This is a genomic window from Pseudoalteromonas sp. SG43-3 (assembly GCF_014164385.1).
Classification (GTDB): domain Bacteria; phylum Pseudomonadota; class Gammaproteobacteria; order Enterobacterales; family Alteromonadaceae; genus Pseudoalteromonas; species Pseudoalteromonas distincta.
In genome coordinates, this window is record NZ_JACJFC010000004.1 from 204,979 (window position 1) to 220,104 (window position 15,126).

Consider the following 15,126-nt stretch of genomic DNA (forward strand, 5'->3'; position numbering starts at 1 on the left):
AAAAACTATCAGAAAAAGCGGGCTAAATGCCCGCTTAAAATAAAAATCAGCAGTTATATTTTACACGCGCCGCCTTCACAATCGTCATCTTCCACTTCTGGAGCATCTTCTTGTGAATCTGAGGCGCCATCGCGAGTATTGTGGTAATACAAGGTTTTAACACCTAGTTTGTACGCGCTTAGTAAGTCTTTTAATAAGACTTGCATAGGTACTTTACCGCCTTCGAACTTGTTTGGATCATAATTTGTATTTGCAGAAATTGTTTGGTCAACAAATTTTTGCATTATGCCAACAAGCTGTAAATAACCATCGTTTGATGGGATGTCCCATAGTAGCTCGTACTGATCTTTTAAACGCTCATACTCAGGAACAACTTGTTTTAAAATACCGTCTTTACTTGCTTTAACGCTAATATGTCCACGTGGTGGCTCAATACCGTTAGTTGCGTTAGAGATTTGCGACGATGTTTCTGATGGCATTAATGCACTTAGTGTTGAGTTACGCATACCGTGCTCTTTAATACTTGCACGTAGTGTATCCCAATCAAGATGAAGTGGCTCATCACAAATTTTATCTAAATCACGTTTGTACGTATCTGTTGGCATAATACCTTGTGAATACGTTGTTTCGTTAAACTTAGGACATGCGCCACGCTCTTTAGCAAGCTCGTTTGATGCTTTCATTAAGTAATATTGAATAGCTTCAAAGGTTTTATGTGTTAATGCATTTGCGCTACCATCTGAATAACGTTTACCGTTTTTAGCTAGGTAGTATGCGTAGTTAATTACGCCTATTCCTAGTGTACGACGACCCATAGTTGCATTTTTGGCAGCCGGTACAGGGTAGTCTTGGAAATCAAGTAAGTTATCAAGTGCGCGTACTGCAAGTTCAGCTAGCTCTTCAAGCTCATCAAGTGACTCTATTGCACCTAGGTTAAACGCAGAAAGTGTACAAAGGGCAATTTCGCCTTCTTCGTCATTCACGTTATTAAGTGGCTTAGTTGGCAATGCAATTTCTAAACATAAGTTAGATTGGCGAATTGGCGCAACTTTAGAAATAAATGGGCTGTGTGTATTACAGTGATCCACATTTTGTAAATAAATACGACCAGTACTTGCACGCTCTTGCGCAAACATTGAGAAAAGCTCAATGGCTTTAATGCGTTTTTTACGAATAGACTCGTCTTGTTCGTATTTAACGTAAAGTGCGTCAAACTCAGCTTGGTCTTCAAAAAATGCATCATAAAGGCCAGGCACATCTGATGGGCTAAATAACGTAATGTAGTCGTCTTTAATTAAACGAGAGTACATTAATTTATTAAACTGTACGCCGTAATCTAGGTGGCGAACGCGGTTGTCGTCTACACCACGGTTATTTTTAAGTACAAGTAGGTTCTCTACTTCTAAATGCCAAAGCGGGTAGAATAATGTTGCTGCGCCGCCACGTACACCACCTTGTGAACAACTTTTAACCGCTGTTTGAAAGTGCTTATAAAAAGGGATACAACCTGTGTGATACGCTTCGCCGTTACGAATATGGCTACCTAGCGCACGTATTCTACCTGCGTTAATACCAATTCCCGCACGTTGTGAAACGTATTTAACAATAGCTGACGACGTTGCATTGATTGAATCAAGGCTGTCGCCACATTCAATCAATACACATGAGCTAAACTGGCGAGTAGGCGTACGTACACCCGACATAATTGGCGTTGGTAGAGATATTTTAAATAAAGATACTGCATCGTAAAAACGTTTAATGTAATCAGTACGTGTTTCACGTGGGTAATCTGAAAATAAGCTTGCTGCAACTAAAATATATAAAAACTGTGCACTTTCGTATATTTCACCCGATACACGGTTTTGAACGAGGTACTTACCTTCAAGTTGCTTTACAGCAGCGTAGCTAAAGTTAAGATCGCGAGAATGATCAAGGTATGCATCAAGCTCATCTAACTCTTGCTCTGTGTAATCTACTAGTAAATGAGCATCATAGCGTTTATCGCCAACCATTTTTGTTACGTGGTCAAATAAACGTGGTGGCTCAAATTGACCGTACGCTTTTTTACGTAAATGGAATACAGCTAAACGTGCAGCTAAGTATTGGTAATCAGGCGATTCTTTTGAAATCTGATCCGCTGCTGCTTTAATGATGGTTTCGTGAATGTCTTTAGTACGAATACCGTCGTAAAACTGAATGTGCGACTTTAATTCAACTTGCGAAACCGAAACGTTGTTTAAACCTTCGGCGGCCCACTCAATAACGCGATGGATCTTATCCAGATCAAGAGGCTCTTTACGCCCGTCACGTTTGCTTACAGATAACTGTTGGTTCATTTGCCTGTATTCCTTGGGAATTATGTATTTTGACCAATGCTTTATACCTCGCCGGGGCAAGGTATATACTCATTTATTATAAGTTTCGTCATATTTGCGAATTTAATTGAATAACATTTGGCCACAATATCTGGTGTTGTTCAATTTAGAGATCACAAGATAGTGTGGTCTGAGTTGTTTTGCAAGGGACATAATTGCCCCTATTTGTGGATAACTTCGGGATAACGTATTTGTGTTAGTAGACACTCACCTTCGAACAATCATTTAAGTTGAAATATGCAAAAATCAACTAATGATCTGCTAAATTTACGCATTTTAAAAATAAATTTTGACTGCTTTTTTTATCAGCAAGCTTTGCGTAAAAACTAACACAATCACAATATATAGTGTTTATTAATTAACATGGCACTATATATGGTTAAAACCATCAATTGGGCTTTGCCAGTTAAAATCAGCATTCCAGCTGTTGGCTTCATCAATACTTGGTATGTAACCCCAAAGTGCCGTTGCTGTGCGCATACCTGCGGCTTTGCCTGCTTGTATGTCTCGCTGTGCATCACCAATGTACAAACAGCGTTTTGGTTGCACTCCCATAAGCTTTGCACAGTGTAGCAGCGGTAAAGGGGATGGCTTAGCTTCAGCTAAGGTGTCGCCACTTATTACTACACTAGCATTTTTCAATGCGGGAATTGCTGCCACTAAAGGATCAGTTAAAAACCCTGGTTTGTTAGTCATGATCCCCCATTTGATCTTTTTCTGATCAAAGGCAATAAGCAACGATTCAACACCGCTGAAGCAATGTGTGTGATTTGCTATGTTTGCAGCGTATTCGTCAACTAATTGCTTAATAAGCTCGCTTTGAGGTTGTGTGTCCCATAACTCTTTAAAACCAGCCTCTAATAATGCGCCTGCGCCGTTAGATGCCGCAGGACGGTATACATCACTACTAACAGGCTCTATTTTATTATTAATGAGAACTGCATTTAAAGCCGCACCTAAATCATCAGCGGTGTCGAGTAGAGTGCCGTCTAAATCAAATAAAAATGCATCGTACTCAATAAGGGGGAGGGGGGCTTGAGAGTTAGCCATTAAGCTAACTTCTCGAAGTACAGTATGTAATTTACGCTAACGTCACTATTGAGCGTATATTGCTTTGATAGTGGGTTATAAGAAAGGCCTGTACTTGCACGAACTTTTAAACCCGCTTGCTCTGCCCATGTAATAAGCTGTGCAGGTTTTATAAACTTTTTATGGTCGTGTGTACCTTCAGGCACCATTTTTAAAAGCTTTTCAGCACCAACAATAGCGTATAAATATGCTTTAGGTGTTTTGTTCAGGGTTGAAAAAAACACGTCTGCGCCTGGTTTGGCAAGTGCAGCTACGGCATGAATGATAGATGCTGGGTCGGGAACGTGCTCAAGCATTTCCATACAGGTTATTACATCAAAGCGCTCTGGGTGTTGCGATGCAAACTCTTCTGCTGGCACTTTTATGTAATCTACATTTATGCCAGTTTCTAAACTGTGCAACTTAGCAACAGTTAAAGGCTCTTGCCCCATGTCGATACCAGTTACTTTTGCGCCCATGCGCGCCATGCTTTGGCTTAAAATACCGCCACCACAGCCAACATCGAGTGTTTCTTTATCGAATAAGCCTTGCGTTTTGTTTGCTATAAAGTCTAAACGTAACGGGTTAATTTCGTGAAGAGGTTTGAATTCTCCGTCTAGGTCCCACCAACGCTCGGCGATGGCTTCAAATTTTGCTATTTCTGCGTGATCTACATTTTGATGTTCGGTCATAAAATACTTCCTCGTCAATCTGAGGCCATTATATAGGGCTAAATTGATAAATCGCAAAGTTTTGCGCCTGTAAATTAAAATTAATTGTGATAGCATGGCTGTTAGAAATAATAACAATACTCTTAATACCCAATACCGGGTTGTTGAGAGCTGATACTGAAGGAATGTGATATCAAATGACTGATCTCGCCAATGAAATTCTGCCAGTCAATATTGAAGACGAGTTAAAAAACTCCTACTTAGATTACGCAATGAGCGTAATTGTAGGACGTGCATTACCAGACGTACGTGACGGCTTAAAACCTGTTCATCGCCGCGTTTTGTTTGCAATGAACGAGCTTAGTAATGACTGGAACAAGCCTTACAAAAAATCGGCCCGTGTGGTCGGTGACGTAATCGGTAAATACCACCCACACGGCGACAGTGCAGTTTATGACACGATAGTTCGTATGGCTCAGCCATTCTCACTGCGTTATATGCTAGTAGATGGCCAAGGTAACTTCGGTTCGGTTGATGGTGATTCAGCAGCGGCAATGCGTTATACAGAAGTACGTATGGCTAAAATGTCGCATGAGTTATTAGCCGATCTTGAAAAAGAAACGGTTGATTTCGTTCCTAACTACGATGGCACTGAGTTCATCCCTGATGTTTTACCAACGAAAGTTCCTAATTTATTAGTGAATGGTTCGTCAGGTATTGCAGTAGGTATGGCTACAAATATACCACCACATAACTTAACTGAAGTTGTAAATGGTTGTTTGGCACTTATTCAAAATCCAGATTTAACTATTTTAGAGTTAATGGATTATATTCCTGGTCCTGATTTCCCAACGGCTGCAATTATCAACGGTAAGAAGGGTATTGAACAAGCCTACTTAACTGGCCGTGGTAAAGTGTACATGCGTGCACGCGCCGACATCGAAACCGATGAAAAAACAGGCCGTGAAACAATCATCGTTCACGAAATTCCTTATCAAGTTAATAAAGCTCGTTTAATTGAAAAAATCGCTGAGCTGGTTAAAGATAAGAAAATTGAAGGTATTAGTGCGCTACGTGATGAATCAGATAAAGACGGTATGCGTATCGTTATTGAAATCAAACGTGGTGACGTAGGCGAAGTTATTTTAAACAACTTGTATTCACAAACTCAGTTACAAACTGTGTTTGGTATGAATATGGTTGCGCTAATTAATAACCAACCTAAATGTTTCAATTTAAAAGAAATGTTAGAAGAGTTTATTATTCACCGTCGTGAAGTAGTAACTCGTCGTACAGTATTTGATTTACGCAAAGCCCGTGACCGTGCACACACGCTTGAAGGCTTAGCGATTGCGCTTGCGAACATTGACCCAATTATCGAACTTATTCGTAAATCCCCTACACCTGCTGAAGCTAAAATTGCTTTAACAGCGCGTCCGTGGGAATTAGGTAATGTACAAGGTATGCTTGAAAAAGCAGGTGAAGACAATGTTGCTCGTCCAGATTGGTTAGCAAGCGAACTTGGTATTCGCGATGGTCAATATTATATCTCTGAGCAACAAGCTCAAGCAATTCTTGATTTGCGTTTACATAAGCTAACAGGTCTTGAACACGAAAAAATCTTGACCGAATACCAAGCGTTATTAGAACTAATTGCTGAACTACTTTATATTTTGGCAACTCCTGAGCGTTTAATGGAAGTTATACGTGACGAGCTAGTTGAAATTAAAGAGCAATATGGTGATGAGCGTCGCACTGAAATCAATGCAGCTGCTCACGATATCAGCCTTGAAGACTTAATTACCGAAGAAAACGTAGTAGTAACGCTTTCTCACGAAGGTTATGTGAAGTATCAAGCATTGTCTGATTACGAAGCACAGCGTCGTGGTGGTAAAGGTAAGTCAGCAACGAAGATGAAAGATGAAGATTTCATCGAACGTCTATTAGTTGCAAATACACACGATACTATATTGTGTTTCTCTACGGCCGGTCGTTTATATTGGCTTAAAGTATATCAGTTACCACTAGCGAGTCGTGCAGCGCGCGGTAAGCCAATTGTTAACTTGTTACCACTTGAAGCTGATGAACGTATTACTGCTATATTGCCAGTACGCGAGTACGCAGAAGATAAATACATCTTTATGGCAACAGCATTTGGTACAGTTAAGAAAACACCATTAACGGCGTATAGTCGTCAACGTGCAAGCGGTATTATTGCTGTTAACTTAAATGATGGCGATAGCCTGATTGGTGTTGATATTACCGATGGTAGCAACGAAATTATGTTGTTTACTGATGCAGGTAAAGTTGTACGCTTTAAAGAAGCTGAAGAAACAACAGTTGTTGATGAAAACGGTAACCCAGTATTAGACGAAGAAGGTAACCCTGAGATTCGTTTCAAAGGTGTTCGCCCAATGGGTCGTACTGCTACAGGTGTTCGTGGTATTAAAATGGCCGATGATCAACGCGTAGTATCGTTAATTGTACCAAAAACTGACGGTGCTATTTTAACGGTAACTGAAAATGGTTACGGTAAGCGTACACAACTAGAAGATTACCCATCTAAGAGCCGTGCAACACAGGGTGTTGTATCTATCAAGGTGAGTGAGCGTAACGGTGCTGTTGTTGGCGCTGTACAAGTTGATGATAACGACGAAATCATGATTATTTCAAATCGTGGTACCTTAGTACGTACTCGCGTTAATGAAGTTTCTACGGTTGGACGTAACACCCAAGGTGTTATTTTGATCAGAACTATTGACGAAGAGCAAGTAGTTGGTTTACAACGTATAGAAGAGATTGAAGTTACAGAAAGTGACTTGATTGATATTGAAGACGTTGAAACTGTAGATACGGTTATTGATGAAGTAGCGGATGATAATCCTCCTTCAGAATAATTGATATTGAAAAAGCGGCCTTGGCCGCTTTTTTTAATGTTGTTGAAAAAAATTAATAGGGTGTGAAGTTATATTCATTCACTAAAACTCAAAGGTTTAGTGGGTGGGTATTGAGCATTCATGCTAAGTAGTTAAATTACTGGAATGAGGCAAAGGTAATGAGTAAATATAATTTTTGTGCGGGGCCAGCTATGCTTCCGCAAGCGGTTATGAAAAAAGCACAAAAAGAGTTTCTAGATTGGCAAGATTTAGGTGTGTCTGTGATGGAAATAAGCCATCGTAGCAAAGAGTTTTTAGCCCTTACAGCTAAATGTGAAGCCAGCCTTCGTCGCCTAATGAATATCAGTGATGAATTTGAAGTGCTGTTTATGCATGGTGGTGGTCGTGGTCAGTTTAGTGCTGTGCCATTAAATTTACACCAAGAAGGCAAAGCTGCGGTTTATTGCGAAAACGGCGTGTGGTCAAAAAGTGCAACAGACGAGGCCAACAAGTTTACTCAAGCAACCTCTATTGATGTGCGTAATGATGCCAATGGCGAGTTTTCTATTAAACAGGTTGCTGATTGGGTGTTACCAGAAGATGCATCTTACATTCACTATTGCCCTAACGAAACGGTTGACGGCTTAGAAATTTTTGATGTACCAAGCCACCCAACTGCACCGATCGTTGCTGATATGTCGTCAACTATTTTATCACGCGAAATAGACGTTAATAAATTTGATTTAATTTACGCTGGTGCGCAAAAAAATATCGGCCCGTCGGGCATATCAATCGTTATTGTTCGTAAAACATTACTTGAGCGTGAAGGCTTACCTAAGCCAGGCATTTTAGATTACGCATTAGAAGCAAAACAAGGCAGCATGTTTAACACGCCTCCCACATTTGCTTGGTATTTAGCTGCTGAAGTATTTCAATGGCTTGAAAGTAATGGTGGCGTAAAAGCGATGGAAGTTCAAAATATTGCTAAAGCGCAGCTACTTTATGACTTTATTGATGAATCGAGCTTTTATACCAATAAAGTAGCTAAACATTGCCGTTCACGTATGAATGTTCCGTTTTGGCTTAATGATGAAAGCTTAAATGATAAGTTTGTTGCTCAGTCTAAAGATGCAGGGTTACTCGCTCTTGAAGGCCACAGAATTGTGGGCGGTATGCGCGCAAGTATTTATAACGCAATGCCTATTGAAGGTGTTCAAGCACTTGTAGACTTTATGGCTGCTTTTGCAAAGGAGCACAGCTAATGGAGCAGCTTCGTTTAGAACCTATTTCTAGAGTAAATGGCACAGTAACCCTACCAGGTTCAAAGAGTCTATCGAACAGAATTTTATTATTAGCAGCACTTGCAAGCGGTACTACCGTTGTAGAAAACTTACTTGATAGTGACGATATACGCCATATGCTGGGCGCCTTAAAGTTATTAGGTGTAAATGTAACTTTAAATGATGACCGCACTGTAGCCACCGTAGAGGGTGTTAGTGGTGTGTTTAATACACCGACTGAGCCATTGTTTTTAGGTAATGCGGGTACTGCTTATAGACCTTTAACGGCAGTACTTGCTGCCGTTGCTGGTAAGTACGAGCTAATTGGCGAGCCACGTATGGAAGAGCGCCCGATAGGGCACTTGGTTGACGCGCTGCAAGCATTGGGTGGTGATGTTACTTATACAAAGCACAAAGACTACCCACCACTTAAAATTGTGGGTGGCCAAATAAAAGGCGGTGAGGTTGAAATTGACGGCAGTATTTCAAGTCAATTTTTAACCGCTCTATTAATGGCAGCGCCATTATTTAACGGTGATACAACAATAACTATTAAAGGTACTTTAGTCTCTAAACCTTATATTGATATTACACTTGATGTAATGGCACGTTTTGGGGTTAATGTTGAGCACAGTGATTATGCAACCTTTAAAGTTAAAGGTGGTCAACAGTATCAATCATTAGATCGCATAATGGTTGAAGGCGATGCATCTTCTGCCTCTTACTTTGTTGCTGCGGCTGCAATTGCAGGCGGTGAGATTGAAATTAAGGGCGTGGGTGCCAAGTCGGTGCAAGGTGATATAGGCTTTGCCAAAGTAATGGAGCAAGTAGGCGCAAAAATTGATTGGTATGATGAGCACTTAGTTGTTCGCAAAGGCGAGCTTAATGGCGTAGATATAGATGCAAATGCAATTCCTGATGCTGCTATGACTCTTGCAACTGTTGCTCTTTTTGCCAAAGGCCCAACAGCCATTCGTAACATTTATAACTGGCGAGTAAAAGAGACAGACCGTTTATATGCAATGGCAACTGAGCTTCGTAAAGTAGGCGCACAGGTTGTAGAAGGTGAAGATTTTATAGAAATTACCCCACCTGAAACATTTAATGATGTTGCTGTTGATACTTACGACGATCACCGTATAGCCATGTGTTTTGCAATGGTTGCCGTTGGTGGAAAGCCAATAACAATTAATGATCCAAAGTGTACCTATAAAACATTTCCTACATTTTTCAATGTTTTAGCGTCAGTCAGTGAATAAGCTAATTAGAAGTAATTACAAAAGTTACACACTAATAGCAGATATATTTAAATAACTGACGTATAATGTCGCGGTTTATTTAGGTGTGCATTGCAGGAGGTTTTAAATGCAGGCGTTATTAATGCCCGTGATCACCGTTGATGGCCCAAGTGGTTCAGGTAAAGGAACTGTTTGTCGCTTGTTAGCCGACAAGTTAGGGTGGGATGTATTAGATAGCGGTGCGATTTATCGTGTTTTATCTTTAGCTGCACTTCATCACCAAATTGCATTAGACAATGAAGAAGGGCTTGTCCCGCTTGCTGCAAATTTAGATGTGCAGTTTTTGGTAGATAGCCAAACTAATGCAGGAAAAGTTATTTTAGAAGGCGAAGATGTAACCACTACTATTCGTAATGAAGAAGTAGGCGCCGCGGCTTCAAAAGTTGCAGCATTACCTCGCGTTCGTGAAGCGTTATTACGTCGCCAGCGTGCATTTCGCACTGAAAATGGCTTAATTGCCGATGGCCGTGATATGGGCACTGTGGTTTTTCAAGATGCGCCGTTAAAAATATATTTAACAGCCAGTGCACAAGAGCGTGCTCGTAGACGCTTTGTTGAGTTGAATACGCGCGGCCTTGATGTTACACTAAGTGGTCTATTACAGGACATTCAAGCTCGTGACGAGCGCGATATGAATCGCACCGTTGCTCCGCTTGTACCTGCAGAGGATGCTATTGAGATCGATACTAGCGATCTTAATGCACAGCAAGTGTTTGATAAGGTAATAACTTTATTGGATATTGCTATCTCTGAAGGTAAGCTTCCTAAACGAAGCTAAACACATTTTATGCGCCAGCAGGATGCCAGTGCTATTTTAACAACCCCATGCAGCATGGTTGCTTATTGGTATTAATATATGAGACGTATATTCGTATGTCAGAAAATTTTGCGCAGTTATTTGAAGAAAGCTTAAAGGGTTTTGAAGCAGAGCAAGGCTCTATCGTTAAAGGTACAGTAATCTCTATCGAGAATAACATTGTACTTGTAGATGCTGGTCTTAAATCAGAAAGTGCTATCCCTGCAGAGCAGTTCAAAAATGCTGCTGGTGAACTAGAAGTTGCTGTAGGCGACGAAGTAGATGTTGCACTAGATGCAATTGAAGACGGTTTCGGTGAAACTATCCTTTCTCGTGAGAAAGCTAAGCGTCACGAAGCATGGATCCGTCTTGAGAAAGCATGTGAAGAGCAAGAGACTGTTACTGGTGTTATCAACGGTAAAGTTAAAGGCGGTTTCACAGTTGAAGTTGATTCAATCCGTGCTTTCCTACCTGGTTCACTTGTTGATGTTCGTCCAGTACGTGACACAACTCACCTTGAAGGCAAAGAGCTTGAATTTAAAGTAATCAAGCTTGACCAAAAACGTAACAACGTTGTTGTTTCACGTCGTGCAGTTATCGAATCTGAAAACTCACAAGAACGTGAAGAGCTTCTTGCTAACCTTGTTGAAGGCCAAGAAGTTAAAGGTATCGTTAAGAACCTTACTGACTACGGTGCATTCGTTGACCTTGGTGGTGTTGATGGTCTACTACACATTACTGATATGGCTTGGAAGCGTGTTAAGCACCCTTCAGAAATCGTTAATGTTGGCGACGAAATCGCAGTTAAAGTTCTAAAATTCGACAAAGATAAAACTCGTGTTTCTCTAGGCCTTAAACAGCTTGGTGAAGATCCATGGGCAGCTATCGCTGGTCGTTACCCAGAAGGTTCTAAACTTTCTGGTCGTGTTACTAACCTTACAGATTACGGCTGTTTCGTGGAAATCGAAGAAGGCGTTGAAGGTTTAGTACACGTTTCTGAAATGGATTGGACTAACAAGAACATCCATCCTTCAAAAGTTGTAAGCCTTGGCGACACTGTTGAAGTTATGGTTTTAGAAATTGACGAAGAACGTCGTCGTATTTCTCTTGGTCTTAAGCAATGTATTGCTAATCCTTGGCAGGAATTTGCTCGTCTACAAAACAAAGGCGATCAAGTTACTGGTAAGATCAAATCAATCACTGACTTCGGTATCTTTATCGGTCTTGACGGTGGTATTGACGGTCTTGTACACCTTTCAGACATTTCTTGGAATACACCTGGCGAAGAAGCTGTACGTGAATTCAAGAAAGGCGACGAAATCACTGCTATCGTATTGCAAGTTGACCCAGAGCGTGAACGTATCTCTCTAGGTGTTAAGCAAATCGAAGCTGACCCATTCAATAACTACCTTGATGCAAACAAAAAAGGTGCTATTGTTAAAGGTAAAGTGACTGAAGTTGATGCGAAAGGCGCAACTGTTGAACTTATCGAAGGCGTTGAAGGTTACATCCGTGTAGCTGATATCGCTCAAGAGCGCGTTGAAGATGCAACTACTGTTGTTTCTGTAGGCGACGAGATTGAAGTTAAATACGTTGGTGTTGATCGTAAGAACCGCACTTTAAGCTTATCTGTAAAAGCTCTTTTCGAAGCAGAAGAGAAAGAAGTACTAGAGAAGCTTAAGAAAGAAGAGCCAGTGTTTGAAAACGCAATGGCAGCTGCTTTCGCAAATGCACAAAAAGACTAATATATAATTAGTTTTTAGTTGGAAGGGCATTTTTTGCCCTTCCTATATCTCTTTTTAAGGAAACGCTATGACTAAGTCAGAATTGATAGAAATACTTGCGGAACAACACGCACACGTTCCAGTGAAAGATGTTGAGAATGCTGTAAAAGAAATTCTTGAACAAATGGCCGGCTCATTATCTACTTCAGATCGTATTGAGATCAGAGGTTTTGGTAGTTTCTCTTTGCATTTCCGCGCTCCTCGCACAGGTCGTAATCCTAAGACTGGCGATACAGTTGAGCTTGAAGGAAAGCATGTACCTCATTTTAAACCAGGCAAAGAATTACGCGACCGCGTGAATGAAAGCATTGCCTAGTTAACTTAGTGGAGTAGTTACTTGTTCAAGGTATTAAAAATTATTCTGGTTGCACTATGCCTTATCAGTGCGTTTGTATTAGGGTCACAAAACCCACAGTTAGTACAAGTAAATTACATTATAGCCAGTAATACGCTACCTTTAGCTGTAATAATAAGTATCTGCTTTTTATTAGGTGTTTTGATTGGTTGTTTTATTAGCTTTAAATTGTTTTCGCAATTAAAGTGGCAAAACTACCGCTTAAAAAAGCAATTAGCGCCTGAAAAAGATAAAAAAAAGCTTGCCGCGAATAAAGACACCTAACTATGATTGAGCTTTTGTTTTTACTATTACCTGTTGCCGCTGGTTACGGTTGGATTATGGGTAAAAACAGTGCTAAAAACCAAGCTCATCAACTTAATCGTCAGATCACTTCTGAATATAGCAAAGGCTTAAAATTTCTACTCGATAGAGAAGAAGATCAAGGCTTAGAGCATTTAATCAACTTACTTGAAGTTTCAGCCGACTCGGTTGAACACTATTCTACACTTGCCACCATGTTTCGCCGTAGAGGTGAATTAGACCGCGCAATAAAAATTCACGAACTTCTATTAAAACACCCAAGCTTAAATGAACAACAAGCTGCAACTAGCCGTTTAGAATTAGCCGAAGATTATATAATGGCCGGACTACTAGATAGTGCGGAAGAGCACTTAGTTTGGCTAGTTAAAGCAGGGCATGTAGAAGCGCTGGACCCTATTATCACTTTATATTCGCAAACCCGTGAGTGGGAAAAAGGCATCAACATGTTTGAAGCCCATAGCGAACTATTTTCAAAAGAACAGCAATTTAAAGCAATTGCTAATTTTTATTGTGAGTCAGCTTTAAGTGACAATACACCCCAACTAATGAGAAAAGCGATTAGCTTAAATTATAAAGCCGTGCGTCCGCTTTACGAGTTAGGGTTAGTTGCTTACGCAAAAGAAGATTACGTTAAAGCTATTTATTACTGGCGTGAACTTGTCTCACAATTTACCTTGTTTGCTCCGTTGTTTATTGATGAGCTGGCACACAGTTATAAACAATTGAATTTGACGCATCAATTTCACGAGTTAGTCAGTGACTTGTTAGAGAAGGGCGGAGTATTAATTAAAATAAAGCATTGCCAAGCATTACTTGAGCAAGGTCACACCAAGCAAGCCTTTGAATTTTTAACTGATAGCTTAAAACGTCAACCTACTATTCGTGGTTTTAGTTTTTTACTGCAATTAATGGGTGACCAAAATAAAAATACTAAAGAAGTACTTAACGAAATTGATAAGCTTGTAACCTCTTATATTGCTACAAAACCAGATTTCCAATGCCAGCATTGTGGTTTTACAAGCTACACCATATATTGGAACTGCCCTTCTTGTAAGCATTGGGAAACCATTGTTCCAAGTCGAGGCTTAGACGGATTTTAATAACCCCATAATTAATAACTTTACTGCCATTCACTAGGATAGTTATGTCTTTCGAACACTCAAAAAAAATTCTTATTGCATTAGATTACGATGATCAAGAAGTTGCTTTAAACTTTGTTAAACAACTTTCTCCTGATACTTGCCGTCTCAAGGTCGGCAAAGAAATGTTTACCTATTTTGGACCTGCATTTGTTAAAGAGTTAATTGATTTAGGTTTTGATGTTTTCTTAGATTTAAAGTTTCATGATATTCCTAATACAGTAGCTAAAGCGGTTACTGCAGCTGCTAAAATGGGGGTGTGGATGGTAAACGTTCATGCTTCTGGTGGCTTTGAAATGATGAGCAAAGCTAAATCGGCTCTAGAGCAATTTGGTGACAAAGCCCCATTACTTATCGCTGTGACTGTATTAACAAGTATGGATGAAACAGAACTTAAGCGTTTAGGTGTTGATAAATCAGCTCAAGAGCAAGTTATCTATTTAGCTAAGCTTGCAAAGGAAGCTGGGCTTGATGGTGTCGTGTGCTCTGCACAAGAAGCAAAAGCTTTAAAAACAGAGTTAGGTGATAGCTTTAAGCTTGTTACGCCTGGTATACGCCCTGAAGGGAGTGATGCGGGTGATCAAAAGCGTATAATGACTCCTAAGCAAGCTATAGATTCAGGAAGTGACTATTTAGTTATAGGCAGACCGATTACTCAAGCAGATAATCCAGTAAAAGTGCTTAGTGATGTTAATAACTCTATAGCTTAATTTAACAATAAGCAGTCATATAGTGCTAAAACCCCTTACCTTATGTGAGTTTTATGTTACATTAATAAAATCAAAATGTAGTAGGGGTTTGTTTTGAAGTTATTTTTTGGTTCTATAGTAATTGTTATTGCGGGTTTTTCAGTAAATAAGTACGTTTTTTCTAATAAAGCATACGATGGTGTAACAACCGTTACAGATATAATTCCAACGTACCCAGTCGATATGTTTGATTTTAAAAAAACAATGCAAGATTATGCTCACCATCTGTGTTACAAAAATGAAGATACACTCATATCTCAGCATGTAAGCGTTAGTGAATGTATATCAAAGCTTGATGATAAAAAAACAGAATGTGAAAAAAAGGTTTTTCGTTTGGCGCCGCTCAATCTTGAGTCGGAAGTTGAAGTGCTTGATTATTCAAGGCAATATACGCAATGTACATTGCCTTATAAATATATTTTAGGTTAATTA

The 15,126-nt window shown here is 39.9% G+C and carries 13 protein-coding genes; 10 read left to right on the top strand and 3 right to left on the bottom strand.

The features are described from left to right. Positions 1–53 precede the first annotated feature (53 nt). The 3 genes from nrdA to ubiG all read right to left on the bottom strand — a co-directional run bounded on the left by nrdA (position 54) and on the right by ubiG (position 4,135). Positions 54–2,336, bottom strand: coding sequence for a class 1a ribonucleoside-diphosphate reductase subunit alpha (gene nrdA / locus H5157_RS05365; protein ID WP_002961160.1), 2,283 nt, complete (start codon positions 2,334–2,336; stop codon positions 54–56). A gap of 408 nt (positions 2,337–2,744) precedes the next feature. Beyond that, positions 2,745–3,425 (bottom strand): HAD family hydrolase, encoded by a 681-nt coding sequence (locus H5157_RS05370; protein WP_182724313.1) that lies wholly within the window; start codon positions 3,423–3,425, stop codon positions 2,745–2,747. Beyond that, the gene (gene ubiG / locus H5157_RS05375) at positions 3,425–4,135 is read right to left on the bottom strand and encodes a bifunctional 2-polyprenyl-6-hydroxyphenol methylase/3-demethylubiquinol 3-O-methyltransferase UbiG (protein ID WP_182724314.1); all 711 of its coding nucleotides are present in this window, start codon (positions 4,133–4,135) and stop codon (positions 3,425–3,427) included. The genes H5157_RS05370 and ubiG overlap by 1 nt, the downstream gene beginning before the upstream one ends. 176 nt (positions 4,136–4,311) lie before the next feature. Here ubiG and gyrA point away from each other — a divergent pair, with 176 nt between their 5' ends. The 10 genes from gyrA to H5157_RS05425 all read left to right on the top strand — a co-directional run bounded on the left by gyrA (position 4,312) and on the right by H5157_RS05425 (position 15,123). After that, entirely contained in the window at positions 4,312–7,011 is a 2,700-nt protein-coding gene (gene gyrA / locus H5157_RS05380; RefSeq protein WP_002961163.1) for a DNA topoisomerase (ATP-hydrolyzing) subunit A, read from the top strand. Positions 7,012–7,169: 158 nt separating this feature from the next. After that, complete coding sequence (gene serC, locus H5157_RS05385) at positions 7,170–8,252, top strand: 3-phosphoserine/phosphohydroxythreonine transaminase (RefSeq protein ID WP_024595544.1); 1,083 nt, start codon at positions 7,170–7,172, stop codon at positions 8,250–8,252. Next, positions 8,252–9,529 (top strand): 3-phosphoshikimate 1-carboxyvinyltransferase, encoded by a 1,278-nt coding sequence (aroA, locus tag H5157_RS05390; RefSeq protein ID WP_182724315.1) that lies wholly within the window; start codon positions 8,252–8,254, stop codon positions 9,527–9,529. Before serC ends, aroA begins: the two co-directional genes overlap by 1 nt. A gap of 106 nt (positions 9,530–9,635) precedes the next feature. Then, the gene (cmk, locus tag H5157_RS05395) at positions 9,636–10,346 is read left to right on the top strand and encodes a (d)CMP kinase (RefSeq protein WP_002961166.1); all 711 of its coding nucleotides are present in this window, start codon (positions 9,636–9,638) and stop codon (positions 10,344–10,346) included. 95 nt (positions 10,347–10,441) lie between these two features. After that, positions 10,442–12,109, top strand: coding sequence for a 30S ribosomal protein S1 (gene rpsA, locus H5157_RS05400; RefSeq protein ID WP_002961176.1), 1,668 nt, complete (start codon positions 10,442–10,444; stop codon positions 12,107–12,109). Between the two features lie 67 nt (positions 12,110–12,176). Then, positions 12,177–12,464, top strand: coding sequence for an integration host factor subunit beta (ihfB, locus tag H5157_RS05405; RefSeq protein ID WP_002961178.1), 288 nt, complete (start codon positions 12,177–12,179; stop codon positions 12,462–12,464). 21 nt (positions 12,465–12,485) lie between these two features. Continuing rightward, entirely contained in the window at positions 12,486–12,767 is a 282-nt protein-coding gene (locus H5157_RS05410) for a lipopolysaccharide assembly protein LapA domain-containing protein (protein WP_039489780.1), read from the top strand. 2 nt (positions 12,768–12,769) lie between these two features. After that, on the top strand, positions 12,770–13,906 hold the full coding sequence (lapB, locus tag H5157_RS05415; protein WP_002961182.1) for a lipopolysaccharide assembly protein LapB: 1,137 nt from the start codon (positions 12,770–12,772) through the stop codon (positions 13,904–13,906). A 44-nt stretch (positions 13,907–13,950) separates the two neighbouring features. After that, positions 13,951–14,655, top strand: a complete 705-nt coding sequence (gene pyrF / locus H5157_RS05420) for an orotidine-5'-phosphate decarboxylase (RefSeq protein ID WP_002961184.1) — start codon at positions 13,951–13,953, stop codon at positions 14,653–14,655. 93 nt (positions 14,656–14,748) lie between these two features. Next, positions 14,749–15,123 (top strand): hypothetical protein, encoded by a 375-nt coding sequence (locus H5157_RS05425; RefSeq protein WP_024595713.1) that lies wholly within the window; start codon positions 14,749–14,751, stop codon positions 15,121–15,123. The last annotated feature ends 3 nt before the right edge of the window (positions 15,124–15,126 follow it).

Bases quoted from the DNA above. Each gene is read 5' to 3' on its own strand.
- H5157_RS05370 (WP_182724313.1), bottom strand. From the start codon at position 3,425: ATGGCTAACTCTCAAGCCCCCCTCCCCCTTATTGAGTACGATGCATTT.
- nrdA (WP_002961160.1), bottom strand. From the start codon at position 2,336: ATGAACCAACAGTTATCTGTAAGCAAACGTGACGGGCGTAAAGAGCCT.
- lapB (WP_002961182.1), top strand. From the start codon at position 12,770: ATGATTGAGCTTTTGTTTTTACTATTACCTGTTGCCGCTGGTTACGGT.
- rpsA (WP_002961176.1), top strand. From the start codon at position 10,442: ATGTCAGAAAATTTTGCGCAGTTATTTGAAGAAAGCTTAAAGGGTTTT.
- pyrF (WP_002961184.1), top strand. From the start codon at position 13,951: ATGTCTTTCGAACACTCAAAAAAAATTCTTATTGCATTAGATTACGAT.
- gyrA (WP_002961163.1), top strand. From the start codon at position 4,312: ATGACTGATCTCGCCAATGAAATTCTGCCAGTCAATATTGAAGACGAG.
- ihfB (WP_002961178.1), top strand. From the start codon at position 12,177: ATGACTAAGTCAGAATTGATAGAAATACTTGCGGAACAACACGCACAC.
- cmk (WP_002961166.1), top strand. From the start codon at position 9,636: ATGCAGGCGTTATTAATGCCCGTGATCACCGTTGATGGCCCAAGTGGT.
- aroA (WP_182724315.1), top strand. From the start codon at position 8,252: ATGGAGCAGCTTCGTTTAGAACCTATTTCTAGAGTAAATGGCACAGTA.
- serC (WP_024595544.1), top strand. From the start codon at position 7,170: ATGAGTAAATATAATTTTTGTGCGGGGCCAGCTATGCTTCCGCAAGCG.
- ubiG (WP_182724314.1), bottom strand. From the start codon at position 4,135: ATGACCGAACATCAAAATGTAGATCACGCAGAAATAGCAAAATTTGAA.